General features: G+C 35.3%; 34 protein-coding genes. 10 read left to right on the forward strand and 24 right to left on the reverse strand.

Going from position 1 to position 26768, the window contains the following annotated elements:
• Nucleotides 1-63: 63 nt before the first annotated feature.
• From cbpB to ACX9YW_RS17000, 4 genes are all read right to left on the reverse strand, one after another.
• Nucleotides 64-498, reverse strand: a complete 435-nt coding sequence (gene cbpB, locus ACX9YW_RS16985) for a cyclic-di-AMP-binding protein CbpB (RefSeq protein WP_460348759.1) — start codon at nucleotides 496-498, stop codon at nucleotides 64-66.
• Nucleotides 499-647: 149 nt separating this feature from the next.
• Nucleotides 648-884, reverse strand: a complete 237-nt coding sequence (locus ACX9YW_RS16990) for a YkuJ family protein (RefSeq protein ID WP_460348609.1) — start codon at nucleotides 882-884, stop codon at nucleotides 648-650.
• 183 nt (nucleotides 885-1067) lie between these two features.
• Nucleotides 1068-1577 (reverse strand): DUF3993 domain-containing protein, encoded by a 510-nt coding sequence (locus ACX9YW_RS16995; RefSeq protein WP_460348611.1) that lies wholly within the window; start codon nucleotides 1575-1577, stop codon nucleotides 1068-1070.
• 138 nt (nucleotides 1578-1715) lie between these two features.
• Entirely contained in the window at nucleotides 1716-2927 is a 1212-nt protein-coding gene (locus ACX9YW_RS17000; RefSeq protein ID WP_460348613.1) for an EAL domain-containing protein, read from the reverse strand.
• 136 nt (nucleotides 2928-3063) lie between these two features.
• Between ACX9YW_RS17000 and ACX9YW_RS17005 the strand changes: the two genes are divergently transcribed.
• From ACX9YW_RS17005 to ACX9YW_RS17020, 4 genes are all read left to right on the forward strand, one after another.
• Nucleotides 3064-3834 (forward strand): C39 family peptidase, encoded by a 771-nt coding sequence (locus ACX9YW_RS17005; RefSeq protein WP_460348615.1) that lies wholly within the window; start codon nucleotides 3064-3066, stop codon nucleotides 3832-3834.
• Between the two features lie 110 nt (nucleotides 3835-3944).
• Nucleotides 3945-4820, forward strand: coding sequence for a metallophosphoesterase (locus ACX9YW_RS17010; protein WP_460348617.1), 876 nt, complete (start codon nucleotides 3945-3947; stop codon nucleotides 4818-4820).
• Between the two features lie 113 nt (nucleotides 4821-4933).
• Complete coding sequence (locus ACX9YW_RS17015; protein ID WP_460348761.1) at nucleotides 4934-5413, forward strand: YkyB family protein; 480 nt, start codon at nucleotides 4934-4936, stop codon at nucleotides 5411-5413.
• Between the two features lie 112 nt (nucleotides 5414-5525).
• Complete coding sequence (locus tag ACX9YW_RS17020) at nucleotides 5526-5705, forward strand: small, acid-soluble spore protein, H family (RefSeq protein WP_460348619.1); 180 nt, start codon at nucleotides 5526-5528, stop codon at nucleotides 5703-5705.
• Between the two features lie 37 nt (nucleotides 5706-5742).
• On the opposite strand, the gene ACX9YW_RS17025 is transcribed toward ACX9YW_RS17020, so the two are convergent.
• The gene (locus ACX9YW_RS17025; RefSeq protein ID WP_460348621.1) at nucleotides 5743-6207 is read right to left on the reverse strand and encodes a DinB family protein; all 465 of its coding nucleotides are present in this window, start codon (nucleotides 6205-6207) and stop codon (nucleotides 5743-5745) included.
• A 135-nt stretch (nucleotides 6208-6342) separates the two neighbouring features.
• Between ACX9YW_RS17025 and ACX9YW_RS17030 the strand changes: the two genes are divergently transcribed.
• On the forward strand, nucleotides 6343-7512 hold the full coding sequence (locus ACX9YW_RS17030; RefSeq protein ID WP_460348623.1) for an aminotransferase A: 1170 nt from the start codon (nucleotides 6343-6345) through the stop codon (nucleotides 7510-7512).
• 11 nt (nucleotides 7513-7523) lie between these two features.
• Here ACX9YW_RS17030 and ykzE read toward each other — a convergent pair whose 3' ends face one another.
• The 5 genes from ykzE to ykzS all read right to left on the reverse strand — a co-directional run bounded on the left by ykzE (nucleotide 7524) and on the right by ykzS (nucleotide 10318).
• Entirely contained in the window at nucleotides 7524-7700 is a 177-nt protein-coding gene (gene ykzE, locus ACX9YW_RS17035; protein ID WP_460348625.1) for a protein YkzE, read from the reverse strand.
• A gap of 62 nt (nucleotides 7701-7762) precedes the next feature.
• Nucleotides 7763-8635, reverse strand: a complete 873-nt coding sequence (locus ACX9YW_RS17040; RefSeq protein WP_460348627.1) for an NAD(P)-dependent oxidoreductase — start codon at nucleotides 8633-8635, stop codon at nucleotides 7763-7765.
• A gap of 80 nt (nucleotides 8636-8715) precedes the next feature.
• A complete protein-coding gene (locus ACX9YW_RS17045; RefSeq protein ID WP_460348630.1) occupies nucleotides 8716-9084 on the reverse strand; it encodes a cytochrome-c oxidase in 369 nt (122 codons plus the stop codon).
• A 160-nt stretch (nucleotides 9085-9244) separates the two neighbouring features.
• Nucleotides 9245-9847 (reverse strand): cell wall hydrolase, encoded by a 603-nt coding sequence (locus tag ACX9YW_RS17050; protein ID WP_460348632.1) that lies wholly within the window; start codon nucleotides 9845-9847, stop codon nucleotides 9245-9247.
• Between the two features lie 276 nt (nucleotides 9848-10123).
• A complete protein-coding gene (ykzS, locus tag ACX9YW_RS17055) occupies nucleotides 10124-10318 on the reverse strand; it encodes a protein YkzS (RefSeq protein ID WP_460348634.1) in 195 nt (64 codons plus the stop codon).
• 270 nt (nucleotides 10319-10588) lie between these two features.
• On the opposite strand from ykzS, the gene ACX9YW_RS17060 reads away from it, so the two are divergent.
• Nucleotides 10589-10777: a YkvS family protein gene (locus ACX9YW_RS17060; protein ID WP_460348636.1), complete on the forward strand. Its 189-nt coding sequence runs from the start codon at nucleotides 10589-10591 to the stop codon at nucleotides 10775-10777.
• A gap of 30 nt (nucleotides 10778-10807) precedes the next feature.
• Here the strand turns inward: ACX9YW_RS17060 and ACX9YW_RS17065 are convergent, their stop codons facing one another.
• Nucleotides 10808-10927: a DUF6254 family protein gene (locus ACX9YW_RS17065; RefSeq protein WP_460348638.1), complete on the reverse strand. Its 120-nt coding sequence runs from the start codon at nucleotides 10925-10927 to the stop codon at nucleotides 10808-10810.
• A 131-nt stretch (nucleotides 10928-11058) separates the two neighbouring features.
• Here ACX9YW_RS17065 and ACX9YW_RS17070 point away from each other — a divergent pair, with 131 nt between their 5' ends.
• Both ACX9YW_RS17070 and ACX9YW_RS17075 read left to right on the forward strand, forming a co-directional pair.
• Nucleotides 11059-11670, forward strand: a complete 612-nt coding sequence (locus tag ACX9YW_RS17070; RefSeq protein WP_460348640.1) for a CPBP family intramembrane glutamic endopeptidase — start codon at nucleotides 11059-11061, stop codon at nucleotides 11668-11670.
• An 81-nt stretch (nucleotides 11671-11751) separates the two neighbouring features.
• Entirely contained in the window at nucleotides 11752-12381 is a 630-nt protein-coding gene (locus ACX9YW_RS17075) for a DUF8580 domain-containing lipoprotein (protein ID WP_460348642.1), read from the forward strand.
• Between the two features lie 40 nt (nucleotides 12382-12421).
• On the opposite strand, the gene ACX9YW_RS17080 is transcribed toward ACX9YW_RS17075, so the two are convergent.
• Entirely contained in the window at nucleotides 12422-13465 is a 1044-nt protein-coding gene (locus tag ACX9YW_RS17080; protein ID WP_460348644.1) for a YkvI family membrane protein, read from the reverse strand.
• Between the two features lie 214 nt (nucleotides 13466-13679).
• Here ACX9YW_RS17080 and ACX9YW_RS17085 point away from each other — a divergent pair, with 214 nt between their 5' ends.
• Entirely contained in the window at nucleotides 13680-15815 is a 2136-nt protein-coding gene (locus ACX9YW_RS17085) for an ATP-dependent Clp protease ATP-binding subunit (protein WP_460348647.1), read from the forward strand.
• Between the two features lie 98 nt (nucleotides 15816-15913).
• Here ACX9YW_RS17085 and ACX9YW_RS17090 read toward each other — a convergent pair whose 3' ends face one another.
• Nucleotides 15914-17608: a M3 family oligoendopeptidase gene (locus ACX9YW_RS17090; RefSeq protein ID WP_460348763.1), complete on the reverse strand. Its 1695-nt coding sequence runs from the start codon at nucleotides 17606-17608 to the stop codon at nucleotides 15914-15916.
• Between the two features lie 111 nt (nucleotides 17609-17719).
• Complete coding sequence (locus ACX9YW_RS17095) at nucleotides 17720-18157, reverse strand: MarR family winged helix-turn-helix transcriptional regulator (RefSeq protein WP_460348650.1); 438 nt, start codon at nucleotides 18155-18157, stop codon at nucleotides 17720-17722.
• 243 nt (nucleotides 18158-18400) lie between these two features.
• Between ACX9YW_RS17095 and ACX9YW_RS17100 the strand changes: the two genes are divergently transcribed.
• Nucleotides 18401-18751, forward strand: coding sequence for a hypothetical protein (locus tag ACX9YW_RS17100; RefSeq protein ID WP_460348652.1), 351 nt, complete (start codon nucleotides 18401-18403; stop codon nucleotides 18749-18751).
• 158 nt (nucleotides 18752-18909) lie between these two features.
• Here the strand turns inward: ACX9YW_RS17100 and ACX9YW_RS17105 are convergent, their stop codons facing one another.
• From ACX9YW_RS17105 to mtnW, 10 genes are all read right to left on the reverse strand, one after another.
• A complete protein-coding gene (locus tag ACX9YW_RS17105; protein WP_460348654.1) occupies nucleotides 18910-19323 on the reverse strand; it encodes a hypothetical protein in 414 nt (137 codons plus the stop codon).
• Between the two features lie 135 nt (nucleotides 19324-19458).
• Nucleotides 19459-19743, reverse strand: coding sequence for a ferredoxin family protein (locus ACX9YW_RS17110; protein WP_460348656.1), 285 nt, complete (start codon nucleotides 19741-19743; stop codon nucleotides 19459-19461).
• Nucleotides 19743-21041, reverse strand: coding sequence for an FAD-dependent oxidoreductase (locus ACX9YW_RS17115; RefSeq protein WP_460348658.1), 1299 nt, complete (start codon nucleotides 21039-21041; stop codon nucleotides 19743-19745). Before ACX9YW_RS17115 ends, ACX9YW_RS17110 begins: the two co-directional genes overlap by 1 nt.
• On the reverse strand, nucleotides 21034-22065 hold the full coding sequence (locus ACX9YW_RS17120) for an electron transfer flavoprotein subunit alpha/FixB family protein (RefSeq protein ID WP_460348660.1): 1032 nt from the start codon (nucleotides 22063-22065) through the stop codon (nucleotides 21034-21036). The genes ACX9YW_RS17115 and ACX9YW_RS17120 overlap by 8 nt, the downstream gene beginning before the upstream one ends.
• Nucleotides 22066-22099: 34 nt before the next feature.
• Complete coding sequence (locus tag ACX9YW_RS17125; RefSeq protein ID WP_460348662.1) at nucleotides 22100-22924, reverse strand: electron transfer flavoprotein subunit beta/FixA family protein; 825 nt, start codon at nucleotides 22922-22924, stop codon at nucleotides 22100-22102.
• Nucleotides 22925-23237: 313 nt separating this feature from the next.
• Nucleotides 23238-23504, reverse strand: coding sequence for a Spo0E family sporulation regulatory protein-aspartic acid phosphatase (locus tag ACX9YW_RS17130; RefSeq protein ID WP_460348664.1), 267 nt, complete (start codon nucleotides 23502-23504; stop codon nucleotides 23238-23240).
• A gap of 199 nt (nucleotides 23505-23703) precedes the next feature.
• Nucleotides 23704-24237, reverse strand: coding sequence for a cupin domain-containing protein (locus ACX9YW_RS17135; RefSeq protein ID WP_460348666.1), 534 nt, complete (start codon nucleotides 24235-24237; stop codon nucleotides 23704-23706).
• Between the two features lie 12 nt (nucleotides 24238-24249).
• Entirely contained in the window at nucleotides 24250-24879 is a 630-nt protein-coding gene (locus ACX9YW_RS17140) for a methylthioribulose 1-phosphate dehydratase (protein ID WP_460348668.1), read from the reverse strand.
• Nucleotides 24869-25543 (reverse strand): 2-hydroxy-3-keto-5-methylthiopentenyl-1-phosphate phosphatase, encoded by a 675-nt coding sequence (locus tag ACX9YW_RS17145; protein ID WP_460348670.1) that lies wholly within the window; start codon nucleotides 25541-25543, stop codon nucleotides 24869-24871. The genes ACX9YW_RS17140 and ACX9YW_RS17145 overlap by 11 nt, the downstream gene beginning before the upstream one ends.
• A complete protein-coding gene (gene mtnW, locus ACX9YW_RS17150; RefSeq protein ID WP_460348672.1) occupies nucleotides 25536-26756 on the reverse strand; it encodes a 2,3-diketo-5-methylthiopentyl-1-phosphate enolase in 1221 nt (406 codons plus the stop codon). The genes ACX9YW_RS17145 and mtnW overlap by 8 nt, the downstream gene beginning before the upstream one ends.
• Between the last annotated feature and the right edge of the window lie 12 nt (nucleotides 26757-26768).

The raw sequence follows: 26768 nt of genomic DNA on the forward strand, positions 1-26768 counted from the left end.
AAATATTTTAAAAAAACTCCGTTTCTACGAACGGAGTCTTTGAAGCAATCATCTATGGCGTTTTTAATACTTTGCTTGTTTGAAAAGTAATTTTAAGAAAGCCCTTCTCGTTAAAATCCCTTCAAAATATCCATCTTGATTTTCTACACAGACAAATGGATGGTTAATTAATAGTTCTAGTCCGTCTATAGGGGAACCATGTAACGGTATTCGTGGGATTGAAGCATTCATGACATGTTCTACTCTATTTTTTTCGAGTTTTTCAAATTCAATGCGTTCAAGGCCCAATATAGAGTCTAAAATAACTGGTGTACTGATTAATCCCTTTAATTTATAATCTGTATCCAAGACAGGTATTGCCGTATAACCGCTCTTTGTTAGAACTAGCAATGCATGCTCAAGAGTATTCCCCATCTGCACATGAGCTACTTTTTCAGAAGGGATCATTAATTCCTGTATTTTATATTGAAAAAATTCACTTTCATATAGGTTGTTCATCATAATACCCCATTTTTCATATAAACTAAACCGCCTTCATTTTAACATAGAAACCTAGTTAATGGGGCTAAATAAATGATTAAAACATGTTCCTTTTCAAGTTTATTTTTTAAAAAGCAAAAAAGAGACCGGTAAATAAGGTCTCTTTATTATTGAATTAAATCAAAAATTTCAATAGTAATCATATCAATATTATCGAATTGATAACGTTTTGGTTTTTCCTTTTCATTATATATTTCTAATTCAAAGGTGGAAGTTTTAGGATGAAATGTAACCTGACATTTCTTTTCCCCATTTACTTCAAAATATCTTTGAGTGGATTCTCCTCCACTTGCTTGTTCTTGTAGGTTTTTTAAACGTGTCAAAATCCCTTGAAGTTGTGACATACTCTCTCTCCTTTCATACCGACCAGTACCTTTAGGTTTCTTCCCTTAACATGTTTTTATCCTAATATATCTTTTTCAAGATTTACCAACCAACATGCCAATATTAACAGAATAAATTAATTAGGTATGTTTGTACAAGTAAAAATTTTGAAAGGAGCCATTTTTTTTAAAATCGAGGGATTGTTAAAGGGCCATCCTTATAATTCTTTCAGGGATTTGATTCATAAGATAATTAGAAATTTTCCACTTATCCCCATCTTTTGATAACAAAATACCTTCATAATGGGAATCATACCCAACTGGACCTTGCTGTTTTTGCGGAAAATATTCAAATACATAAATTTCCTTTGGTTCAATAACGATCTTTGTGTACTCTGAATAATGAAAAAACGGAATATAATATTCCCCAAAATCTGTTCCATAAGTAAAATATTTACCGTTTTCCTCATGAAGATTTACATCTAAAAATTTTTGACTATAATCTTTAGAAAAATAAGGATCAAGGATGGAATTAATCTCCTCTATCGATCGATCTTCTTCACTTAAGGAGATTTGTGCCCTAAAGGCAGACTCCAGTAATTGAAATACCATCTCTCGTGATGGAATAACTTCTTCGTTAGCTTGAGGGGAGTCTGGTAAAAAATAAATGATAATGGCAGTGATCAATAAAAATGGCATGATTAATTTTTGCATTTTTTCCCCCTCTTTAAGTTTTTTAACTAACTAGTATATTCATTTTAACAATAAATTAGTCCAAATATTCAATAAAGCGTTCGTTAAATAGTGGCAGTATTAGACAGAAAAAATAAAAAAAGAGTCGAATAGCGACTCTTAAAATTTTAATTGATCGTATAAATAGTCATGACTAATATCCACAAAAATAAAATCTCTTTCATTTAGGATATAAGAAAAAGTACGAATTTGTTCCCCCGTTTCAATATCACTATAAAGATCAGATAAAATTCCTTTTTGCTCCTTTCTCATATAGATAATATTTTCCAAAAAAAATGGCCGCCAGCTCCAATTTTTATTAATGTATTCCTTTTGCAAAATCCATTTTTGATTTTGCTTTATTATATTGGCAGATTTTTGAAAACCATCCTCATCACAAACATATAAACGAAAGGCCATTTCATCGAATTCTTTACTAAGGATTGTTAACCACTCGTCATAAGTATCGAATTTTTTATTTTTGTTTAAAATTAATTGCACTTTATGCTGTAAAGAATCCCTTAATTCCATTAATGATAATAATTTTTTCTTTTCAAAAACAACAAACCCATGTATTTCCTTTTTTAATTGATCTCTTAAAAGATTTCTATCACTGAAGTGGTCAATTGGCTTTTGTAAGTAATAGCCTTGGTAGTAACGGCCACCATTTTTCCATGCAAACTGAAGTTGATGAACCATTTCAATATTTTCAAAAAGAAGAGTAGCACCAATTTTTCTTGCTAACATCGATAATGTAAATAATACGTCCTGAAAGGATCTTGAATTTTCAGTTGACCGTAATGTTTTTAAATTCACTTTAATGATTTCTGGAGAAAGCTGGCCAACTCGATCTAACTGACCACTTTCATCGCCAATTTTATCCATGGCGATTTTAATTCCATAGGTTCGATAATAATTAAATATGTGCTCTAGGTGGTCTACCTCGTCAACCCCTAAACTTCCTGAAATTTCTAAAACATAACGATCCAAACTAATCCCTAATTTTTCATATTCCTTTAAAATATTTAGAAAACTTTCCTCTTCATCATGAAGTAAAAGTTCCGCATTTCGATTAATAAATAATAAACATTCGTAATCTAAATGAATGGCTTGGTTTAAAGCCTTTTTTAGTACAATATTATCGACAAGTAGTCGATACTCCTCCGGTATTTGTTTGTCGCCAAAAAAATAACCAATGCTAATAATATCCTGCTTACTTTGATACCTGCCAAAAACTTCATAACCGATAATACGATGTTCATCCGCACTAAATATTGCTTGAAAATAAGGAAATACATTATCTAAATCCGTTAAGATATCCAGGGCATCCATCGAAAAACCTCCTTATCTTCCTAACATTATATTCATGATGTTTATCATATTTTTCATTCTGAACCAAAAGAAAACTAATTTAAATAATCTACGTTCAAACATATACTATGAATGCCATTCGAAAGGATGTGTTGACTTGAAAAGGCTCCATTTTTTTGTGGCAGTATTATCCTTAGTAAGTTTCTGTTTTGCAGAAAAAGTAAGTAATGCTACTGTACTACATCAATTCGAAAATAATAATCATACTCAATATACAAAAGTTTCATTGAATACTCCAGTAAATAACAATATCACTGTTCTTAGTCAGCCTGTTTCTAAATTGTTAAACGTCCCCTTAATAAACCAAAATCCAGAATTACGATATGGGTGTGAGGTGACAAGTTTAGCGATGGTTCTCCAATTTGCAGGTGTAAAAGTTAGTAAGCTAGAGCTTTACAAAAAGGTTAAAAAAGACCCAGACCCAATAAAAAGAGCAGCTAATGGCGATATTGTTTATTGGGGGGACCCTCACCAAGGGTTTGTTGGTGATATGACCGGGAAGCGGGCAGGCTATGCGGTATTTGATAAGCCTATTTCGCAGTTAGTTAATGATTATTTACCGGGAAGATCCGTAAATTTAACGAATCAACCCTTTGACAAAGTCCTACAGCATGTTTCAAAAGGTTATCCAGTTGTTATTTGGACCACTGGTGATTATCGCCTTCCTGACCGATGGGAGTCCTGGCGACATGGAACACAAACAATCAAAACACCTTTAGATTTACATGCCGTTGTTTTAGTTGGTTTCGATCAGCAAAATGTTTATTTAAATGATCCTCTTTCTAATCGTAAGAATGTTAAAGTCAATAAACAAAGGTTTATTAAGTCATGGGAAGCATTAAAATCTAGAGCGGTCTCCTATCAATAACAAGGGATTTTATGTCCCTTGTTATTTTTTAACTGAGATTTTTTACTTCTTTTTCATATCATTCTTTGTTAGTATTAATTAGGAATAAACAAGAGTAGGTTGGGTAAAGAATGACAAAAAAGAAGGTTTCAAGAAGATCATTCCTAAAACGAACGATTGGAACATTATTAACATTTTTTGGTGCTGGTTATGGGGGATATTTCTATGCTAACCAGATAGAACCTAGGTCCCTTGAGGTGAATTCATTAACTATAGAACATTCGGATATTCCCAAAAGCTTTGACGGCCTTAGAATTCTTCAGTTTAGTGACACACATCTAGGCTTTCATTATGATTTGAATCAATTTAAAGAGTTAATGTTAAAAATTAATCAATTGAAACCAGATATTATTCTGTTTACAGGTGACTTAATGGATGCACCTAACGAATACCCTTTTGCAGATGATATTATCCCACACTTAAAAAACCTCTCAGCCCCCTTTGGAAAATATGCTATCTATGGTAACCATGACCATGGGGGTTATGGCTCCAAGATTTATCGTTCTATTATGGAGTTATCGGATTTTGATTTATTATTAAATCAGTCTAGACAAGTAAAAATGGTAGATAATAGTAGCATTTCTCTTATTGGAATAGATGATGCCATGTTAGGTAAACCAAATTATAGGGAGGCTTTAAAAAACGTCCCTAATCATCATTATAAAATTTTACTCTCTCATGCTCCAGATCTTGCTGACGACTCGGTTGAATTGGGGGTACAGCTCCAGCTAAGTGGCCATAGTCATGGTGGGCAGATTAAATTACCCTTTATTGGTGCACTAATAACTCCCCCATTTGCTAAGAAATATCATGAAGGGATTTATGAAATTAGTCATTTAGAGAAACAATTAACATTATATGTTAATCGAGGGATTGGAACAACTCGTATGCCATTTCGATTTCTCTCTAAGCCTGAACTAACCATTTTTACCTTAAAATCAATGTAATAAAGAGGAAGGTCTTTCAATTGACCTTCCTTTTTTATTTTGTTTTCATTCAAAAAGTTTATATTTTAGTTTTTGTTTTTCCCCAAAATAGATATAATAGAATTAATAGATTTATGAAAGGAGTTTCAATTGTGGATCGAAAAAAGACATCCTCTATACTACTCGAGCCAACTCAAAGCAACCTCTCACAGGCTATCTTCACCGTGAATCGTCATGCAAAAACAGCTCCAAATCCTAGACAACTGTATTCACTTAAGCATGAGGCTATAAAAAAAATGCTTAAAGAAGGGAAAGCTAAAAAAGTAGGTCTGCATTTCTCCCAAAATCCCGGCAATAGTCAACAACGTTCAGATGTATTAGTGGTCTGTGGTGAATATACCTTTCACATTCCCCCTACAAAATCAGACTTTGCAGAATTGCCCCATCTAGGGAAATTAGATGATACTCGACGAAACCCTAAATCAACTCTTTCATTGAATCAAGCAAAACAGTTACTACAATACTATACTGGAATGAAAGAGCAACAAACCCTCACAAAGACCCAAAAGAATTACCATAAACCAATATTTAAGAAGCTAGGGGAAAGCTATTAAAAGGTGATTGAACACCTTTTAATAGCTTTCCTTATTTCATTTCTTGGCGCTTACGAATAAAAAATGTGTTTATCACTAAACTATAGATGAATTAAAAATGAGGTGATACAAAATGGATATTAATCGGGTTAAACAAATTCTATCATCTAGTGCAGATATTGAGGTGAAATATAATGGAACTTCGGTATGGATTGACGGATTAAATGAAGATGGAAGAACAGTTACAGTACACCTAAGAGGACCTCTTGAAGAACGGACTATCGTTGAAATTGGAGAATTAAGTGAAGAATAAGCAAAAGACGTGGATAGACACGTCTTTTGTTTTACCATTATGCGTCTTTTAACACTTCAACAATTTGTTTTTGATGATGAAGGTCATGGCCGATAAAATCTTTAAAATAATCACAGATTGTTAAGGTATGTCCCCCAATCGAAAAGGATATTTCTAAATCCTCTTCTCGTAACCTATCAATAACCTTGCTATACTTCTCTCGTACTGCAAGTATTTCTTCCAGTAATTGTTCTTTTGTGACGCCATTATGTGCATACGCTGCTGCCTCGTTATTAACCTGTTGAAAATCAGGAAACCCATCTAATGTTGCACCTTGTCTGAAGTACGGAAAATGCTGTCCTAGTGAATATCTGTCCCAATACAAAATATGAGATATAACAGCTGCGGTCGACCATTTTCCTGCTGACAAAGGTGCATACCAAATTTGATCATCAACACTTAACAGAGACTCTAGCCATTCATTAAAACTGTTATGGTGTTGCCTTATCTCAATTAGATTCATTATCTTTCCCCCCTTTTTCACCATAACTATTCCACAAATTTTTTGTATTTCCTTTTTTTAAAAAAATTATCATAATTAAATCTTTCTCATGTTAGAATAAGATATTATTAATTCGAAAAGGATGAATATTAAAAAGTGGAACATCTAATTAATTCCAGAGTAAAAGAGATTGAGATCTCAGGCATACGGAAATTTTTTAATCTTGTTTCAGGAACGAGAGATATGATTTCATTAACTATTGGCCAACCCGATTTTCCAACACCTGACCATGTAAAGGAGGCTGGAAAAAAAGCAATCGACTCCAATTTTACTTCCTATACTCATAATGCCGGCACACTTGAATTAAGAACAGCGGCCAGTGAGTTTGTCAAAAAAAAATATCAACTTATTTATCAACCTGAATCAGAAGTAATTGTAACGACTGGAGCGAGTGAAGCAATTGATATAGCTTTACGTACCATTCTTCAAGAAGGCGTTGAAGTCATTTTACCCGGACCTGTCTATCCTGGATATGAACCTATTATCCGTTTATGTGGAGCAATTCCAGTAACAGCAGATATACGAGGTAACCAATTTAGATTTACGGCAGAGGTAATAAAACCTTTCATTACCGAGAAAACTCGTTGTATTATATTGCCCTATCCTTCTAATCCCACTGGTGTCAGCCTAACAGAAGCTGAACTTAGAGAAATTGCCGAACTAGTTAGAGGCAAGGATATCTTTATTCTAGCAGATGAAATTTATAGTGAATTGAATTATGAACAAAATCATCAATCTATAGCACGATTTATTCGCGAACAAACGATTGTGATAAATGGACTATCAAAATCCCATTCGATGACTGGTTGGCGAATTGGCCTCCTATTTGCACCAAAAGAGATTGCTAATCATATTTTAAAAGTTCATCAATACAATGTGACATGCGCAACAACCATTTCACAAGCAGCTGCATTAGAAGCTCTGACGAATGGAATAAATGATGCCATTCCCATGAAGATGTCATATAAGGAAAGACGTGACTATGTCTATGCTAGGCTTATAGAAATGGGGCTAAATGTGGTAAAGCCTGAAGGAGCATTTTATTTCTTTGTCCAAATCCCCCAGGTATCATCTGAAATGAACTCATTTGACTTTTGCCTTTCATTAGTGGAAAAAGCAAAATTAGCAGTAGTACCAGGAAGTGCCTTTTCAGCTTTTGGTGAAGGGTATTTTAGGTTAAGTTATGCTTACTCCATGGAAACATTAAAAGAAGGATTAAATCGTCTAGAAACCTTTTTAAAAAATGAAAAAATGCCCTTATCTTAAGGGCATTTTTATTATCCTTTATACTCACCATTGTTTTTTGCAGCATTGGTTTTTTTAGCCTTATCTTTTTTAATTTTATTGGTAGCTGCACTACCAAATTCATGGGCAAATTCTTCATTTAATACTGCAGAATCAAACCCTTTTTTATTCTTTTGATCAGCATCATTCTTTTTGGTCTTTTTAGCCATCTTTAATGCCTCCTTCGTTTCAATCATCTTTATTATGAAAAAAGGAGACAGATATTATTCATTTACCAATATTTATATAGTGCCTGTGTACCGCTATTTTCTTCTCCATTATCGGCAAGTTCTTCATACATCTTTTTAGCTAGTGATAGCCCCGGAAGGTTTATCCCTAGATTTTCAGCCTCATCCAAGGCAATTTTCATATCTTTTATAAAATGTTTAATATAAAATCCTGGTGCGAAGTTCCCCTGTAGAATTCTTGGTGCTAAATTCGATAATGACCAACTTCCTGCTGCACCAGCCGATATCGACTGTAGGACCTTTTCAGGGTCCAAACCCGACTTTTTTGCGTAAACCAGAGCTTCACATACCCCAATCATATTAGAGGCAATCGCAATTTGATTACACATTTTCGTATGCTGCCCGGAACCAGTTTCGCCTTGAAAAACAATATTCGTACCTAATACGTTAAAAATAGGTAATAGGGCTTCAAAGGCTTCTTTGTCACCACCGACCATAATAGTAAGTTTACCGTCTCTTGCACCGATATCTCCTCCAGACACTGGCGCATCGAGGGCAAATACTCCCTTCTCCTTTGCTATTTCATAAATATTTTTTGCTAAAGAGGGGGTTGAGGTAGTCATATCAATCAGGTAAGCATTACTACGACAATTATGTATTAGTCCATTACTACTCAAATATACTTCTTCGACATCAGTAGGGTAGCCAACCATTGTAATCACAACATTCGCCAATTCTGCTACTGATTTTGGAGAGTCTGCCCATTTAGCACCTAAATCAAGAAGATTTTCGGCCTTTTCTTCTGTCCTAGTATAAACAATTAAAGAATAGCCTGCATTTATTAAGTTTTTTGCCATACTTTGCCCCATGACACCTAAACCAATAAATCCAATTATTGAATTTTTTAATGACAGCATTTTTTACACCTCTCGTTTCATGTAAACCTATTTTACCACTAAAAGAAAAGGGATGGCACTATGTGCCACCCCTAAACAAGCTAATTTTTTAAATTTGCTAATACATTCCAAACAAAGGTTAGAACTCCTAAAACCGTAAGCGTTGCTCCTACTGCCACCCCAGGTAAAACAGCTTCATTTCCTGTTAAAATCAATGTAGCAAGGGCAATCATCATGATTGGTAAGCCAATGTTATGCAACCAAAAGTGAGCCGTTCCTAAACGATTAGAACTTAGATTTGGGAATAGATGATAAATAATTCCAGTTAAAGTCAATGCTGTCCAACCAAGAAGATTTATATGCACATGTACGCCTTTTAATTCATATGAATGAGCAATAGACATATAATAACCCAACAAAACACCAATGGCAAAATATACAACTGAAATTTTTATTAAACGAATTCCCATCTCATCACTCCTTGGAAAATATTCACTTTTCTATAACAATATATGAACATATTCCTTTAACTAGAACCTTTTCCCTATGGGTAATAACCAAATAAAAACATTATTAGTGGGTATAATAAACTAAAAACACCAACCCTATGGTTAGTGCTTTATAGTCTCATTATTTTGCGAACACATGATTGCCGATTCTAACTGTTACCTGGCGTGATAAAATCCAATTACTTTTTGCCGTTTTAGGATTATAGAAAAATAAGGATCCCTTTCCTTTTCCCATTAAAGCAATTGCTTCATTAACAGCTTTTAAGGAAGCAGCATCCGCTGGTTGATTAATTTGTCCATTTTGAACTGGGGTAAATGCATAGTGACCATTTGAAATTTGATAGATTACTTGACGAACCGAGTTAGGAAAATCAGGACTTTTAACTCGATTTAAAATGACAGTCGCAACAGCAACCTTTCCACTGTATGGTTCTCCAAGTGCTTCTGCACGTACAAGACGTGCCATAAGATCTTTTTCTGCGGGTGAATAAATAGCATATGGGAGGACGATATTGTCTCCAGCATAGAGATACTTACTATTGTTTGCAGCCATTAAACTATTTAAAGGAACACCGAACCCTGTTGCAATTTTCCAATAGGTCTGACCAGATTGTACTTTATGTGTTGTTCCTGTAATGGCAGCTTCCGATTTTGAATTAAATGTAAATGCTGTTACTGAAAATATTAATGAAGTAGCAATTAGTAGTTTTTTAAATTTATTCATGAATGATTACCTCCTAGTATTTTCTCTGTTGTCTCTACTACTAGGCTAGCAAATGTAATATTTCTGTTCATGATACAAAATATGGAAGGATAAATTATTGGGTATTATCTCTTATTATGAATGACTTCTCTCCGCTAGAGTTAAATTTATCCAATAATTAAAAACTACCATAAATATCAATTATTAATAGAAATATCCATTACTATTACAAAAGGTTTCAATCATGTAACAATGATTAATTATATTACCTTCATACTAGTTCTTTTCATTTATGACTTAACTTCTTGGATTCTCAAGGTATTGATAAACAACAGATCCTCCCCTGCCGGCAATTCCACGAAAATGTTTAAAATCTTTGCGGTTAACAAGCACCTCCCGAAAGCTGAGAAAATCTTCTTTTGAGACATGGTACTCTGATAAAATGCCCTTTTTTAAACTTTCAAGTTGCTCATTAATAAAACTTTCATTCATTTTTATCAACACCCACTTTCTTGACGATACAAATTATCTTATAAGATGTAATTTATTCTGTCTAGCAAGGTAAATTTACGTTCTTATTAAAAATTTTCTGACAAATTAATGAAAATATCTTATACCTATGGTAAAATAAGCTAAAAACTTTTGACAATTTTTCAAAAATTGCCCTAAAGCCTTATTAATTATTGGTAAATTCCTTTACTAAAAGGAAAAAGTAGGTCAAACTAATAGTATTTTAACTAGTTAATAAAGGAGAGAGATTGGTTGAAAAAAGCAGAAGTGGGAAATGTCATTGAATTTAGAGAAGGTTTACGAGGGATTGTCGAGAAGGTAAATGAAAACTCTGTTATCGTTGATCTTACCTATATGGATAATTATCGAGATTTAGAGTTAGACCAACGAACTGTTGTTAATCATAAAAACTATAAAATTATAAATGAAACTGCCATTTAATTAAAACAAGCAGCTTGTTGGCTGCTTGTTTTATTTTTTTGTTTGAACATCATTAGCTAGTTCTTTAAATGATTTAACTTTTCCGTGTGGATGTTGGTCCTGTTTCCGAACTGTCCATGCTCTTTCTTGTTCGCGTTTATTTTTGCTCATTAGAGTATATCCTCCTCTATTTTTTGTAACAGTATTAGCATTTTCTATTACAGTGATGTTTAATCATCATTTTTTTATCTATTTTTTTTTGTTACAATTTAAAGTGGCTAAAAAGGAAAGGAGAATTTCTTATGAAAAAAATAAGACCTGATTTGCGGTTAATATTGGGATTAATGTTGGCCCATATTCTTTTATATATTACCTATCAAGATTATAAAGTTTTTTGGTATATGTACACTGCAAGCATGTTAATTTTGATCAGTTATTCCATTATCAAAGAGGAACTTGATGATCGAATGAGCATCCCCTTCTATTTAACGTATGGGGTTCTCTCTGGGTTATTTCTATTTATTATTATAAAAATGGCGCTGTATGGATTTAATCATCTTGAAATACCTATTCAGGGCGATATAAAAAAACTTTACAAACTATATTCCCCCTCATTATTTTGGCAATATCTCACTCTGATGCTAATTGTTGTTCCTGGAGAAGAAATATTTTGGCGTGGATTTGTTTTAAAAAGATTACTAAACGCAATTGGGAAATGGCAAAGTATTCTTCTCTCCTCACTCCTTTATGCGTCTATTAATATCTACTTAGGAGACTGGTATCTTATTCTTGGTACTTTTTTTGCTGGCCTTTTTTGGGGATGGTTATTCTTATGGAAACGTAGTATTCCACTTGTCATTGTTTCTCATCTAATATTTAATTTATTTATTTTCATTCTTTTTCCACTTCATTAAAATTTTTTGAAACATTTCCAGAAATGTTTCGTCTAATTAATGGAATAACTATGTTCCTTTGAAAATGTTGGGGGATAAGAAATGCAATTCGTTAAACCTAAATATATTATGTTTGTTATAGTGACTATACTTCTTATTAGTTGTTGGGAATTCTATTACAAGGAACATTTTCCTGTGGTAAGTAACTCTGCCAAAGAAACAGGTAATAGGATGATTCCGAAAAACAAAGAGTTGGTTCGCCTTATGGATCAAAGCCTCAATTATCAAATTCACAATAGAGTGATAGAAAAGACAGCTTTTCTTAAAAATAATGATATTCGACATTATTCCATGTATATCTTACCTGATTATCACTTGGTTCCAGGTAAAGACGGGGCTGACTATTTGTATTATACTACTAATAAAGACATTTATATGAAGATAGAATTCATACCAAAACATGTCCATTTAGCATTAATAAAAAATAACACGAAAAAGGAATTATCTAATCTAACGAACGGGATCATATTTGAATCCTCTTTGGAGAGCCAATATTTGGATGAATCCGTAAGGCTAGAGATTTTTAATGATCAAAAGATAATCAGTGCCTACTTGTTGCATTTTCCAGAAATGAAACTTAAACTTACCATTTTCACCCCCAGAAATGAAGATTTACGCGATCCTTTTATTCAGATGGCTAATACCATTATGCTGGACAGGACCATACAATAAAAAAAGCTGTGTTTTTAGGATATCCTTAAAACACAGCTTTTTATTTTTGTTTCGGTATTGGTTTCATCCATAATAGAATAATAAAAAGCAAACTAATATATCCAAAAAGTGGATATAAATAAGAGAGCAACGTCCCATAGTCAACAAGACTAATGAAATAGGTAATAATAAAAATAATCAACACGATTAGCATACTTGGTAATGATAAATATTTTTTCAGCTGCCGCTCAAGTCCAAAAATATTACCGATAACGGATGTAAATATTTCACCATATATAATGAAGATATAAATCCAATAAAGGCCTGATGCAAGATTTTTCATAATAACCGCCATTGGGATTTCATATGTCTCCAAATTGGGGAGCATAACAAGTGTGCTATGGCTTGATATTAAAATAAGTGTTAAAGCGGTACCACCTAATATTCCACCCCACTTAATCGTTATATCGTCATTTACTTCTGTAGCAATTGGTACAAGGACAGCTTGTGATAATCCTAGATTAAATGCGGTATATGAAAATGGTGCAAGTACTGTTTTCCATCCGTCTTCGGAGAATGGAATATATAAAAAAGAATCGAAAAAATGTGGTAATTTAATCGATAAAATCATCAAAATAAAACTAAAGCTAATCATTAAAGGAACGACAAAAGTATTAACCGCAAAAATTCCTTTAACACCAACTACCATCACTAAAAGTGATAAAACAATTGTAATGACGATTCCAATCACTTTACTAATTCCAAGCTGCTCATCGAATATAGCGCCAGCCCCGGATAACATCACTGCCCCTACCCCTAAAAGCATAAATAGCATAATAAAGTTAATAATTCTGCCTAGTGGTTTTCCAAATAAATATTCATTAAATTCTTGATAGGAAGTTGCATTAATCATCGCTGCAGTACGCATTAATTTTGAGCCTAAAAAAATGAGTAAATAGCCACTCATTAAAATACTGATAAAGCCAAAAAAGCCAAATCGGGAAAAAAATTCTACAATCTCTCTCCCTGTTGCAAAGCCTGCACCTACAACTGTACCAACGTAAACAGCTGCAATTTGAAAGGCCGCTCCCCAATTCGGTTTCACCAAAAATCTCCTCCCTCTCCTTCCTATGTATATGAAGGAAAGGACAAACAATGACGAGCTTTTCATTTTTAAAATATTTCCGCTAATTCCCAGTAAAAAAATCTTGAAAGTCAAAGATGGTCAAATTATACTTAAGATACAAAAGGTCAAAGTTAGTCAAAGTCAATATAGTCAACTTGACGAGAAAATGAAAATTTGACTGGAGGAATAAGATATGAACTGCCAAAAATGTCATGTTAATCAAGCATCTATCAATTTAAGCTTTAATATCAATGGACAAATTCAAAAATATCAACTTTGTCATTATTGTTATCAAAAACAAAAACAATCCATGAAAACACCATTTGGTATTTCAGGTTTTCCGTTTCAAGGATTTTCCTTAGATGATATGTTTCAAAGCTTTGACCAACCCTCTCCTTCGAGAGAAGGAACGTATTCTCAATCAAAACAAAGCGATACTTCAAACGGTTTTATCGATCAATTTGGACGTGATTTAACACACCTCGCCAATGCTGGCCTCATTGACCCTGTTATTGGTAGAGAGAATGAAATTCTTCGTGTCATTGAAATTTTAAACCGCCGCAATAAAAATAACCCTGTTTTAATTGGAGAGCCAGGGGTAGGTAAAACTGCCATTGCAGAAGGGTTAGCATTGAAAATTGCTCAAGGGGATGTACCAAAAAAGTTGCTAAACAAAAAGGTATATTTACTTGATGTTGCTTCTATAGTAGCCAACACTGGTATTCGTGGTCAATTTGAAGAGCGAATGAAACAGCTTATTCTCGAGATCCAAGAACGACAAAACATTATCCTATTTATTGACGAAATTCATTTGTTAGTTGGGGCGGGTTCAGCGGAAGGATCAATGGATGCAGGCAATATTTTAAAACCAGCTCTTGCACGGGGAGAATTACAGGTAGTTGGGGCCACCACCTTAAAGGAATACCGAAAAATTGAAAAGGACCCTGCACTTGAACGCCGATTCCAACCGATTCAGGTTCATGAACCAACACCCGAGCAAGCTATAGCTATTTTAAAGGGTATTCAGTCCAAATATGAAAAATATCATGAAGTAAAATATACCGAAGATGCTATTAAAGCATGTGTAGAATTATCGCATCGATATATACAAGACCGCTATCTTCCGGATAAAGCGATTGACCTACTAGACGAATCAGGCTCTAAAGTGAATTTATCGATAACGGAGACCAATAATAGACAAGTTGAAAATCGTTTAAAGCAAATTGTTTCTAAAAAGCAAGCGGCCTTAGTAAATGAAAATTATGAATTAGCGGCAAAATTACGTGACGAGGAGACACGCTTAGAAAAATTAATCACAGAGGTAACTGAACCGTCTTCCATTGTTGATGCTAAAAACATTATTGAGATTATTGAAAATAAAACTGGAATACCGGTTGGTAAACTTCAGGCAGACGAAACGGTAAAAATGAAATCTTTAGAGGAAAATTTAAGTAAGAAAGTAATTGGTCAAGCTTATGCTGTTTCAAAAGTAGCAAAGGCAATAAAGAGAAGTCGTGCTGGCCTAAAGTCTAAAAATCGTCCTATCGGTTCATTCCTTTTTGTGGGTCCAACAGGTGTTGGTAAAACAGAGTTAACAAAAACATTAGCTCTTGAATTGTTTGGCACTAAGGAAGCAATGATTCGTTTAGATATGAGTGAATATATGGAGAAACATAGTGTATCAAAGCTCATTGGTTCACCTCCAGGATATGTTGGCCACGAAGAGGCTGGTCAATTAACCGAAAAAGTACGCAGAAATCCTTATAGCATTATTTTGTTAGACGAGATTGAAAAGGCACACCCAGACGTACAACACATGTTTTTACAGATTCTTGAGGATGGTCGCTTAACGGATAGTCAAGGACGAACTGTAAGCTTCAAGGACACAGTTATCGTCATGACAAGTAATGCAGGTGTAGGTGTGAAAAATATTACCGTAGGTTTTGGTCATGATGATGCATTATCTTCGTCAAGTGTTCTTGATTCGTTAAGCCACTATTTTAAACCTGAATTTCTAAATCGGTTTGACCACATTATCGAATTTGAAACTCTTGGAAAAGAGCATCTACTAGAGATCGTTGATTTAATGCTTGAAGAATTAATAGTTGCATTAAACGAACAAAATATTTCACTGGAAGTCACCAAAGAAGTAAAAGAAAAATTGGCTGAGCTTGGCTATCACCCAGCCTTTGGTGCCCGTCCACTTAGACGCATTATCCAAGAACAGCTCGATGACAAAATTGCCGACTGTCTTATCGACAACCCAGAAACTAAAACCATCCAGGCATCATTAAAAGACAACGAAATCAGATTAACAAAAACACATTAAATTTTAAATGTTATTTAAAAACACTAAAGCACTATAGTGCTTTAGTGTTTTTAATCGTTTGTGAACATACCTCACATGCATTATTGCTTGCTAGTGTTTTACAATTTTTGATCATCGACGGAGTTGAGCCAGTTTTCGATTTCACCAACTACAGACTCAACACAACCGTCATCAAATGGTGAGATTAACCCTGCTTCTTTTACTAAATGAGTGAAAGAAAGGCTTCCTCCTAATCCACATAAATGAGTATAGTCTCCCCATGCCTGCTCCATGTTCTCGCGTGATTTTTTCCAGAATTGGAAGGCACAAATCTGCGCGAGCGTGTAGTCGATATAATAGAAAGGTGAATTATATATATGGCCTTGACGTTGCCAGAAACCACCACTTTCTAGATACTCATTACCATCATAATCTTTATGTGGCATGTATTTCTTCTCAATATCTCTCCAAGCTTGTTTTCTTTCAGCCGGAGTTGCATTAGGATTCTCATAAACCCAATGCTGGAATTCATCAACTGAAACTCCATATGGTAAAAACAGCAAGGAACTACTTAAATGAGAAAACTTATACTTATCTGTATCTTCTTTAAAGAAAAGCTCCATCCATGGCCAAGTAAAGAACTCCATACTCATTGAATGAATTTCACAAGCCTCATATGTCGGCCAAATATATTCTGGGATTTCAAAATGACGGCTAGAGTATACCTGGAACGCATGACCTGCTTCATGTGTTAATACATCAATATCACCAGAAGTCCCGTTAAAGTTCGAGAAAATAAACGGTGCTTTATATTGATCGATGTAGGTACAATAACCGCCGCCAGCTTTTCCTTTTTTCGCAACAAGGTCCATTAGATTATTTTCTTGCATAAAGTTAAAAAATTCCCCAGTCTCCTTAGAAAGATCCTGGTACATTTTTTGTCCATTTTCAATAATCCACTCAGGGCTACCTTTTGGGGTCGCGTTTCCGCTTTCAAACTTGAAATCTTCATCATAATATTTTAACTGTGCAACACCTAGGCGCTGTCTTTGGCGCTCTTTTAATTTAGTTGCGATAGGGACAATAAATTCCTTTACCTGATTGCGGAAATTTGCAACCATCTCCGCATTATAGTCGGTACGACTCATTCGGTAATAACCGAGCTCTACGAAGTTTTTATAGCCAAGTTTTTGGGCAATTTCGGTACGAACTTTTACTAACTCATCGTAAATTTGATCAAATTTTTCTTCATTTTCTTTAAAAAAGCCAAATTTCTTTTCATTGGCGTGCTTTCTCATGTCACGATCTTTTGATTCAGCGAAAGGTGTTAATTGTGCAAGAGTACGTTCTTCACCCTCAAACATGATTTTGGCAGATGCTACTAACTTTGTATATTGGGAAGAAAGCTTATTTTCTTTTTGAAGTAGCGGAATAATATCAGGGTGGAACGTTTTTAACTGCCCCTCAGCTAAATCAAATAGCTGACGCCCCCATTTTTGCTCTAATTCAGCACGGAAAGGAGAGACAACTAATGCCTCATAATACTTTGAAACAAGCCCTTCCACCTCTGGAGAAATTTCATCAATATAATCCTGTTCAGCTTTGTAAAACTCGTCATTAGTGTCAATAGAATGACGGATATACACAAGGTTAAACATGGTGCTAAGATTTGCCCGAATGGAATTAATTTGGCTCATCGCCTTATTCTGTTCTTCGATATGACTTGCGGATGTAAATTGAGTTAATGCTAATTGAAAAGTTTCCTTGACTTCATCCATATTTGGTCTTATATATACATAATCTTCAAATCTCATCATATATCCTCCTCGTTACAATTAAAAATACTATAACTATTTCGCTACTAAAAATAAAAATCCTTCTAAAATAAAAAAAACAGTCCAAAAAGGACTGAATTTATTGGCACTTTAGTATTTACCTACAGATAACCCAAGTTTTTTTAACAATTCAATCGCTGTTTCTTTTTCATCTTGGGTTAAGCTTGACATTAATTCATGAATACGTAGTTCATGTTCAGGAAAAATATCATCAATAAATTTTTTCCCTGATTCGGTAATTTGGGCATAAGTTACTCGACGATCCTTTGGACAAGCAGCCCGCTGTAATAAACCTTTGACCTCCAATTTATCGACGACATAGGTAATACTTCCGCTAGCTAACAATATTTTCCCACCTATTTGTTGGAGCGGTTGATCTCCTTTATGATAAAGGAGTTCTAGGACTGCAAACTCAGTTGGATTAAGTCCTTTTGCCTGGATCACTTTATTTACATGCTCATTAATCGCCTTATAAGCTCGTGAAAGGACAATAAATAATTTTAGTGAATGCTTTGATTCAGTAGACATCTAAATCAACTTCCTTTTATTATTCTATCTGTATAAATATCTTGAATTCAAGGTTATTATAATGGAAAGTCTTTAGCGCTGTCAATTAAGTTAGAGTAGGATGTTTCTGTATTTTCCTTCAGTTACTTTATTAATATAATTTGTCATAAATTTTTCGAAAAATTTTAACAATTATAGAATGTATCAATACCTTTTATCTCATATAATGGATATAGAATCATTCATTCTAAAGGAGGCTTTCATATGAACCAACCAGAATATCGCGATTTTTATCCAAAAAAATTAATTCAGATAGGAATGAACGACCGTAAAGCATTAATGTCCCAACCAAATTATTCGAATGATACTTTCTTAGCAACTCATTGGCTAATTGCCCTACAGGGTAGGGTAGGAAATTCCATTGATGAAAATTATCAGTGGCAAGTTTATCTATTTCCTACCGACATGGAAGGCACATATACTTGGGAGCGGCCGTACTATGTTTCGGAGAGCCTGGAATCGCTTGAAAAAGCCATGGATCTCTCCTGTGAGTTAGAGATATACGGAAGAGATGATGCAATAATTTCTTCCATTATACAAGAGAAAATCATTTAATTTACCATCCCCCTCTTTAATGCTTCACCTTTTTTTATCCCCTTTTGTGAAAAAACATACATATATTGTTAATACCTACACATGATTATTTCCTTTATGAGCCGAGAAAATAAAAAAGAAGCACCTTTAAAGTACTTCTTTTAATGCTTATTTTTCAGTTATTCACCGAGTATATCACCTTCCTTAGAATATACCATAACAGGATAATACTCTTCAAAAGTAAGCTTGGAAGAATTGCCTCGGATAATATGCTTTACTTCCTTCTTTAAATCTTCGGTTATTTCAATAGCCCTGGTTTCTCTTGGAAAGATATTCGTATAAATAGTAATGGTACTAATTTCATGATTTACTTCTACACTTTTAACATGATTAAATTTATCAAGGAGGATATTTTCAATGAGCCTGGCATCTTGTGTGTTTCTTTCCTCTACGGTCATATCACTAGCGGACACCGGTCTTAGTAGTTGATTAAGGAAAATGAAATGGTAATAGACATAAATTAATATTAGTATAGATACGCACCCTAAAGTGACTAATTTCCCTATCGACAATTTACCATTGATACCACTCACAAAAATGCCCCCTTATACTTTTCATTTCATTAAATTAGATTCAATATAAAGGTAAAAAATTCCTCCTAGAGAACTTTTCTTTTTGTAAAAAAAAAACAACGCTTTATCCAAGCATTGTTTCTTAAATCATGACATCTATGCCAGTCGGAAGACAATTCCGTGACCGCCTTTTGGGTATTCCCATTTAATGTTTTGATATGGACAGCCGATGCGGCAGCTTCCACATTCGTGACAGCCTTCATAGCCTACCTGCATTCTAGCGCCTTCCCATTTATAAACTTCCGCTGGGCAAAATACAGTGCAAAGCTTATCGGGACATTGTGTCATACAAACATCATGGTCTAACACCGTTAAATGACTTTTTGTATCACATTTAAAACGGATCAAATACTGTTTTTCTTCAAGTGTTTTTGTAGACATTATTTCACCGCCTTCCATGCGCGATACATATCTTTCACCACATTAATCGTTCCTCTTTCCTTCGTGATACTCTTAATGATTTCTTTTTGCTTATCACGTTTAGGCGTTCCGTCAACTGTAAAGAACTTACTCATGGCTTTATTCATAAACGGTACATACTCTTTGAAATACTGAGGGTATTTTTCAAACGTATGGGCAGCGTCCTTATATTTTTCTAAATCCTTCATAATAAAACTATCATACAGCTTTTCTCGATAAATATTTAATGTAGATTCACTAAAGTCATTGCGGTGCTTCGCTTCAATAATAGCTTCAGCAGCCATTTTACCTGATGACATGGCCATGTTCGAACCTTCACGATGGATAGCATTAACAAGCTGAGCCGCATCTCCAATCACCACTACACCGTTCCCAGCTACCTTCGGAACTGACCGGTAACCTCCTTCTGGGATAAGATGAGCTAAATACTCTGCCGATTCGCCTCCCTCAAGAAGTGGTTTTACCATTGGGTGATTCTTTAGGTAATCTAATAACTCATATGGCTTTAATTTTGCATTAATCATACTGGAAAGTGTTGTTCCAACACCAATATTTAAACTATCCTTATTAGTGTAAAGGAAGGCGGTACCTAGATTGCCTTTTGTCGAATCCCCAAAAATTTCGATTGTACATCCTTGGTTATCTGAGAGATTAAAGCGATCATTAATCTTTTCTTTTGGTAAATTAATAACCTCCATAACCGTTAAGGCTACTTCATCTGGACGAAATTCCTTATGGAAACCTAATTGCTTACCTAACAAGGAATTTACACCATCCGCTAAAACGACAACATCTGCATACACCTCTCCATTAGGACGGTCAGTTCGTACACCAACAACCTTACCATTTTCAACTATACATTCTAATACAACTGTTTCGTTAATTAAAAGAGCTCCGGCTTGCACAGCTTTACTTGCAAACCATTGGTCAAACTGAGCGCGAAGCACGGTGAAATTATTATAGTTATTCTCCTCGCCCCACTCTAACCCTTTGTAGCCAAAAGAAACGACTGATTCTTTATCCATCATCCAAAAACGTTGTTCAATAACTGGTCTTTCAAGTGGTGCTTCTTTCCAAAACTCTGGAACAAGCTCCTCCATTTGTTTGCGATACAAAACGCCACCCATTACGTTCTTACTTCCAGGATATTCACCACGTTCAATTAATAATACTTTTAATCCACTTCTGGCACATGTAAGGGCACATGCCGTACCAGCAGGTCCAGCTCCAACGACGATGACATCAAATTTTTCAGACATAGCTCAATTCACCACCTGTATGTTTCTTCATCTCTTTAAATTGTTCAATTAATTTTGGAACAATCTCCATAGCATCTCCTACGATTCCATAGGTTGCTACATCAAAGATTGGAGCATTTGGATCTTTATTAATAGCGATAATGATCTCTGAATTTTTCATACCGACGACATGTTGAATCGCGCCGCTTAGTCCAATGGCGAAGTAAACCTTTGGTGTGACAGTTTCACCTGTCTGCCCAATTTGCAGCTCATGTGGAATCCAGCCTGCTTCAACGACATCGCGTGTCCCACCAACACTTGCGCCAATCGCATCAGCAAGTTCATACAATAATTGGAAACTTTGAAGATCACCCAACCCTTTTCCACCACAAACAATAACATGAGCATCGGCTAAACTAGCTTTCTTTGATAAATCTTTCACAATTTCAAGCACTTTTGTACGCATATCTTCTTCTTTTAAGAAGATATCTTCTTGAATAATCTTTCCTACTCGATTTGTATCCAAATCAAGTGCTTTCATTACTTTTGGACGGACCGTCGCCATTTGTGGGCGATGTTTTTTACATAGAATGGTGGCCATAATGTTTCCACCAAAAGCTGGACGGCTTGCTTCAAATAAACGGTTTTCCAAATCGATATCAAGCATCGTTGTATCGGCCGTTAGACCAGTGCTTAAGTCTGTTGCTACCGCACTTGCTAAATCCTTCCCATTCGGGGTAGCACCATATAGGAAGATTTCCGGCTTATATTTTTCAGCAAGTTGGATAACAGCCTTCATATATGACTCTGTTCGATAGTCTTTAAGTACAGGATGGTCGATCACATAAACTTCGTTTGCCCCGGCATAAATCACTTGATTGGCTAATGGAAATACCCCATCACCTAATAAAACCCCGGCAAGCGGCACTTGCAATTTGTCGGCCAGCTCTCGTCCAGCACCCAATAATTCAAGCGACACTCCTTCAATTACTCCTTCATTTTGCTCAATGAATACCCAAACCCCTTGGTATTCTGACAGATTCATAGAGGACCCTCCTCATTCAATATTATTAGAATGATTATTTAGTTGTTTGTACGCTAAAGAGCTCTTTTTTATCCATTAAAAGGTCCATTAGCTGTTTAACTTGTTCATTTGCTGTACCTTCTAGTCGATTGCCACCTTCTGGCTTAGGAGGAGTAAACATCTTTCCTACAATCGTTGGTGATCCCTTTAATCCAAGCTGTACACGGTCTACATTTTCCAAATCAGCTACCGTCCAAATAATCGACTCATATCTGGCAGCCTTAATCATATTTGGCATAGGAGAATAATCCACTTGGTTAATTTCTTTTTCGACAGTTAATAAGCAAGGCATTTGTGCTTGGATGACCTCATATCCATTTGTTAACTTTCTTTTAATAATGACCTTTTTTTCTTTTTCATTTACTTCGGAAACCTCAATCACGTTAGTCACCGGTGGAATATCCAGACGTCTCGCAATCCCAGGACCTACTTGGCCTGTGTCTCCATCTATTGCATGCTTTCCACAAATGACCATATCGATTGGTTTATCCTTCGCAATTCTTTCGAGAGCCTTTGATAAGGCATAGCTTGTTGCTAGGGTATCTGCTCCAGCAAAAGCACGATCTGATATCAAATAGCCCTCGTCTGCACCTATCTCAATGCTTTTCTTTATAATAGCTGTCGCTTGCGGTGGACCCATTGAAAGGACTGAAACGGTACCACCAATTAACTTTTTCAATCTAACTGCCTCTTGAACTGCATGCGCATCATATGGGTTTAAGATGGCTGGAGCACTGCGGCGGTCAAGAGTGTTCGTTTTAGGGTTGATTTTAATAATTTTGGTGTCTGGTACTTGCTTGACACAAACGACAATGTGCATTTGAAAGTTAACCTCCTTATTGTAGGTAATCCTTGAAAGCGTTTGCTTTCTTTTATATTGAAAATGCTTTTATTACGAATGTATGATTCATAATATAAGCATAGTACAAACGATTAATCTAATGATGGAAATAATCTCATGTTTTTGAAAAATAATCTTTAATTCTACTATAAAAAATATGGAGATATAAACAATGATAAAAATCACAACTACGGTATTTTTAAGTGATCTTGTGAACAAATTATGGAGATTTAGAATCAAAAGTCATAGTAGCAAAAAAAAAGAACCAAAGTTTTACTTTAGCTCTCATTTTTCATGAATATAGGATTTTAGACTTTAAGGGCACAGTTGGCCAGACGAGTTGATGGAAGTAACCGTCTATCGATTTTGTTTGTTTCGATTTATTGCGAAAGGTACGTTGGTATTCATAAATTAATTTATCTAACTCTTGACTGTAATAAATTGTTTCCTTGCTAGTAAGTCCTGTTTTTTCAGCAGACTGCATCATCAAGTCTCTTTTTACATTTATTTCATCTAGCATACGATTTGGATAGCCATTTACATCAATCTGGTGCAACATTTTTCCCCCTAATCTTCCTTCCATTTGCGATAAAAATTTTTAGATTAACCTGTATTGAAAGATTATGCCAAGAAATTGGTAGATTGTAAATAGATTCGATTTTAATAGACAAAAGTTCTAGAAATATCTGTTTTTTCGACATTTTTTCATCCCATTTACCTATAAAAAAAACCGTTCCAATTGGGAACGGTTTTAATGATCAAACACTAGTTTCTTCCTTCTCGTAAATCGGTACCCAACCTTCAGTTGTGACAAAAATTCGAATCGATACAACTTTACGGTCCTCTTCTAAGGTAAAATAATGACGGATGTTAGGCGGCACGGAAATAAGATCCCCGGGGTTTAAATGGACCTCAAAGAAGTTACCATCTTTACCTTGAATAATAAATACACCGTGACCACTAACGATAAATCTTACTTCATCATCTGTATGATGATGCTCCTTCTGAAAATTGACTAAAAGTGTTTCCAAATTTGGCGTGTTTTCTGAAAGGGAAATCACATCCTGTGCCTTGTAGCCCCTTCTTTCAGAAATGGCTTTTATCTCTGCACTAAAAATAGCAAGGATTTCATTTTTTTCTTCATCGGAAAGTAAGTATTTTTCTTGCAATGCAACTGGGAGCCTTGTTATATCCCACTGCTCATAGATTACCTCCTGACTAGTTAAAAATGCTAAAACTTCTTCTTGTCTGTGAATTTGTGTACCATTTTCTTGAAATTGAATATAGGCCATATTAACTCTCCTTTATACTACTTTATCTAATTGAAATGGTTTATGTTCTAAAAGCCGAAGTTGGTAACGAAATAGAAACTCAGATGCTTCGAGGATTTTTTTTGCCTCAAACGAGGTTCTTCCCCATACCGTTATTCCATGATTCCGAATTAGGACGGCACCTGAATCACTATGAATATGTTCCGAAAATTCTCTTGCTAGAGTCGGAATATGTGCATGATTATGGATAATCGGGATAGTAAGAATCGCATCTTCCTCCCACTTATCAAAAGCCTTTATTAATTCTTGCCCCATAAAAGTAACCTCCCCAAGATCACCGTAAATTTCGGAAATAACATTGTTGTCTATGGTATGAACATGCAGGCTGCAACCAGCATTTGTTTTTTGGTAAATTTCAACATGTAATAAGGTTTCAGCAGACGGATTTAAGTGAGTTGGAATGGCTGGTTGGCCAAATCCATCGACTAATAAAAAATCTTCATCTGTTCTCTTTCGTTTATCTTTGCCACTAGCCGTGACTAGAAATTGTAGTGGCTCATCCAGGACTTTAATGGCTAAATTTCCACTTGTCCCCATAAACCAATCCCGTTCTGCAAGCTCATCCTTGACGTCAGCCAATTCCTTCCACTTTTCATTTAGCACTAGTTACTTCAACCCCTTTTAACCGTTTAATTTCATCTATGCAGTCAAAAAATGTCTCAAATCTGTGATGCTTAATCGCTAATTCTCCACATTTTTCAGCTAAAAATTCTCTTGCGAAAACGTAATCAGCTTGTTTAGCAACCTCTAAGTCGGTTATCGAATCACCGATTACAATTTTGAAATCATTGGGCTGGCTTACTTTCCTCATCACACTCGGCTTACAGCAACCACAGCCATTTTGACATTGCTCATCACAAGCATTTGGCCATAAAATTTCCATTTTTTCATTGGAAAAATCTGCTCGATTATAGTAAATGTCAGAGACAGGACCATATGGAGCTAAAATGGGATCTACAAAAAAGTCAATCCCACCGCTTACGATATAAAATGGTATATCTACTTGTTTGGCAAACGCTAACAGTTCTCTAAATCCCATCCGAACCTTAGCATGCTTTACTGTGAATTGGATTATGTCATTTTTTAAGGAAGTAGGAAGTAACCGAAACAGCTTTCCAACTCCCTCTTGAATACTTATTTTCTGCCCCAAAATATCTTCCTTCAATTCTTCCCATTGAGGAGGAGCAAATTCTTTCATAATGGCAATGATATTATCCTTTTCGGTAATCGTCCCGTCAAAATCACAATAGATTACTATTCTAGCCATTTGGGAGGACCTCCTTGTAGCCCCATAGCTCAATCGCAGCCTTTAATTCGGGATAACCGTTTGCTCCTTCTAAAAGAGATTGACCTTTTAAATGAGCATCAATCGCTTGACGAAAAGCTTTTCCACCAGCAATTGCTCCACCCGGATGTCCGTGAACACCGCCCCCTGCATTAATGACTGAATCGATTCCAAAATCATTGATTAGGAGTGGTACAAGTCCCGGGTGAATTCCTGCAGATGGAACAGGGAAGGCCGTTTTATAGAACTCATCTTCTTTTAACAATTCGTTTTTGATTAATAGTGTTTTTTCTTTTTCTAATGCTACCGAGCCATAAGGTGATGGAAATAATGAAAAATCTGCCCCAGCGTAGCGCAATAATTTCCCTAAAATGAGTGAATGGGCAAAGCCGTAATCTGTTGCTGATGCGAATGCGCCGCTAACAGCAGGATGGGCCATGATTGGAATGCCAATTTGGTCATCTTCGCGCAATTCTTGTAAACAATCCAAACCATAGGCAAAGACATTAAAAAGTAATAGATCTGCGCCTAGTTCGGCTGCCTTCCGGGCCTTATCCCTTAATGATGATGTTCTGCCAGTTAGGTTAACCGCGTATAATGTCCGATGACCTGTTTCCTCATATGTCAAATCTAGTAAATTTTTTCCAGCTATAATTCTACCAAGAAACGGGGTTAACTCGTTTTCAAAGAGGATTTCATCATCCTTAACAATGTCAACACCACCTAATGCTTGGTGCGTAAGTTGATTGCTTAAATAAGCTATGTCCCTGCCGATAACTCCTTTAAAAATACTCATCAATAGTGGACGGTCAAAAACATTCAGCTTTTCCCTAATACCCTCTATTCCAAATCGCGGACCCGGGAAAGCCTTTTTTAATGCGGCCGGAAAATTTAAATCTAATAATTTTACCTTGCCATCTAAAGAGAGCTTTCCGAAAGTAGTTACGAGAACAGCAGGTAGATCGGATGAGAAATTAACATGTGGATAAGCAATTTTAATAATTGCTTCCCCTCTTCTCTCCGAATCCTCCTCAATGGAAACCACTTTACCCTTATGTTTTTTTAATTGATTCTGCTCAAGGGTTGGCAGGTCTGTCCATGAGCCAATCGTTAATCCAAGAGCTATTTCCTCCGCTTTTTTTAATGCATTTCCCTTTAAGTCTTTAAGTAAGTACGTTGCAATTAATTCATTCATGTTGTAATACCC

It is taken from the genome of Pseudoneobacillus rhizolycopersici, assembly GCF_054786815.1.

Bases quoted from the DNA above. Each gene is read 5' to 3' on its own strand.
- cbpB (WP_460348759.1), bottom strand. From the start codon at position 498: ATGAACAACCTATATGAAAGTGAATTTTTTCAATATAAAATACAGGAA.
- ACX9YW_RS16990 (WP_460348609.1), bottom strand. From the start codon at position 884: ATGTCACAACTTCAAGGGATTTTGACACGTTTAAAAAACCTACAAGAA.
- ACX9YW_RS16995 (WP_460348611.1), bottom strand. From the start codon at position 1,577: ATGCAAAAATTAATCATGCCATTTTTATTGATCACTGCCATTATCATT.
- ACX9YW_RS17000 (WP_460348613.1), bottom strand. From the start codon at position 2,927: ATGGATGCCCTGGATATCTTAACGGATTTAGATAATGTATTTCCTTAT.
- ACX9YW_RS17010 (WP_460348617.1), top strand. From the start codon at position 3,945: ATGACAAAAAAGAAGGTTTCAAGAAGATCATTCCTAAAACGAACGATT.
- ACX9YW_RS17015 (WP_460348761.1), top strand. From the start codon at position 4,934: ATGAAAGGAGTTTCAATTGTGGATCGAAAAAAGACATCCTCTATACTA.
- ACX9YW_RS17020 (WP_460348619.1), top strand. From the start codon at position 5,526: ATGGATATTAATCGGGTTAAACAAATTCTATCATCTAGTGCAGATATT.
- ACX9YW_RS17025 (WP_460348621.1), bottom strand. From the start codon at position 6,207: ATGAATCTAATTGAGATAAGGCAACACCATAACAGTTTTAATGAATGG.
- ykzE (WP_460348625.1), bottom strand. From the start codon at position 7,700: ATGGCTAAAAAGACCAAAAAGAATGATGCTGATCAAAAGAATAAAAAA.
- ACX9YW_RS17040 (WP_460348627.1), bottom strand. From the start codon at position 8,635: ATGCTGTCATTAAAAAATTCAATAATTGGATTTATTGGTTTAGGTGTC.
- ACX9YW_RS17045 (WP_460348630.1), bottom strand. From the start codon at position 9,084: ATGGGAATTCGTTTAATAAAAATTTCAGTTGTATATTTTGCCATTGGT.
- ACX9YW_RS17050 (WP_460348632.1), bottom strand. From the start codon at position 9,847: ATGAATAAATTTAAAAAACTACTAATTGCTACTTCATTAATATTTTCA.
- ykzS (WP_460348634.1), bottom strand. From the start codon at position 10,318: ATGAATGAAAGTTTTATTAATGAGCAACTTGAAAGTTTAAAAAAGGGC.
- ACX9YW_RS17065 (WP_460348638.1), bottom strand. From the start codon at position 10,927: ATGAGCAAAAATAAACGCGAACAAGAAAGAGCATGGACAGTTCGGAAA.
- ACX9YW_RS17070 (WP_460348640.1), top strand. From the start codon at position 11,059: ATGAAAAAAATAAGACCTGATTTGCGGTTAATATTGGGATTAATGTTG.
- ACX9YW_RS17075 (WP_460348642.1), top strand. From the start codon at position 11,752: ATGCAATTCGTTAAACCTAAATATATTATGTTTGTTATAGTGACTATA.
- ACX9YW_RS17085 (WP_460348647.1), top strand. From the start codon at position 13,680: ATGAACTGCCAAAAATGTCATGTTAATCAAGCATCTATCAATTTAAGC.
- ACX9YW_RS17090 (WP_460348763.1), bottom strand. From the start codon at position 17,608: ATGAGATTTGAAGATTATGTATATATAAGACCAAATATGGATGAAGTC.
- ACX9YW_RS17095 (WP_460348650.1), bottom strand. From the start codon at position 18,157: ATGTCTACTGAATCAAAGCATTCACTAAAATTATTTATTGTCCTTTCA.
- ACX9YW_RS17100 (WP_460348652.1), top strand. From the start codon at position 18,401: ATGAACCAACCAGAATATCGCGATTTTTATCCAAAAAAATTAATTCAG.
- ACX9YW_RS17110 (WP_460348656.1), bottom strand. From the start codon at position 19,743: ATGTCTACAAAAACACTTGAAGAAAAACAGTATTTGATCCGTTTTAAA.
- ACX9YW_RS17115 (WP_460348658.1), bottom strand. From the start codon at position 21,041: ATGTCTGAAAAATTTGATGTCATCGTCGTTGGAGCTGGACCTGCTGGT.
- ACX9YW_RS17120 (WP_460348660.1), bottom strand. From the start codon at position 22,065: ATGAATCTGTCAGAATACCAAGGGGTTTGGGTATTCATTGAGCAAAAT.
- ACX9YW_RS17125 (WP_460348662.1), bottom strand. From the start codon at position 22,924: ATGCACATTGTCGTTTGTGTCAAGCAAGTACCAGACACCAAAATTATT.
- ACX9YW_RS17130 (WP_460348664.1), bottom strand. From the start codon at position 23,504: ATGTTGCACCAGATTGATGTAAATGGCTATCCAAATCGTATGCTAGAT.
- ACX9YW_RS17135 (WP_460348666.1), bottom strand. From the start codon at position 24,237: ATGGCCTATATTCAATTTCAAGAAAATGGTACACAAATTCACAGACAA.
- ACX9YW_RS17145 (WP_460348670.1), bottom strand. From the start codon at position 25,543: ATGGCTAGAATAGTAATCTATTGTGATTTTGACGGGACGATTACCGAA.
- mtnW (WP_460348672.1), bottom strand. From the start codon at position 26,756: ATGAATGAATTAATTGCAACGTACTTACTTAAAGACTTAAAGGGAAAT.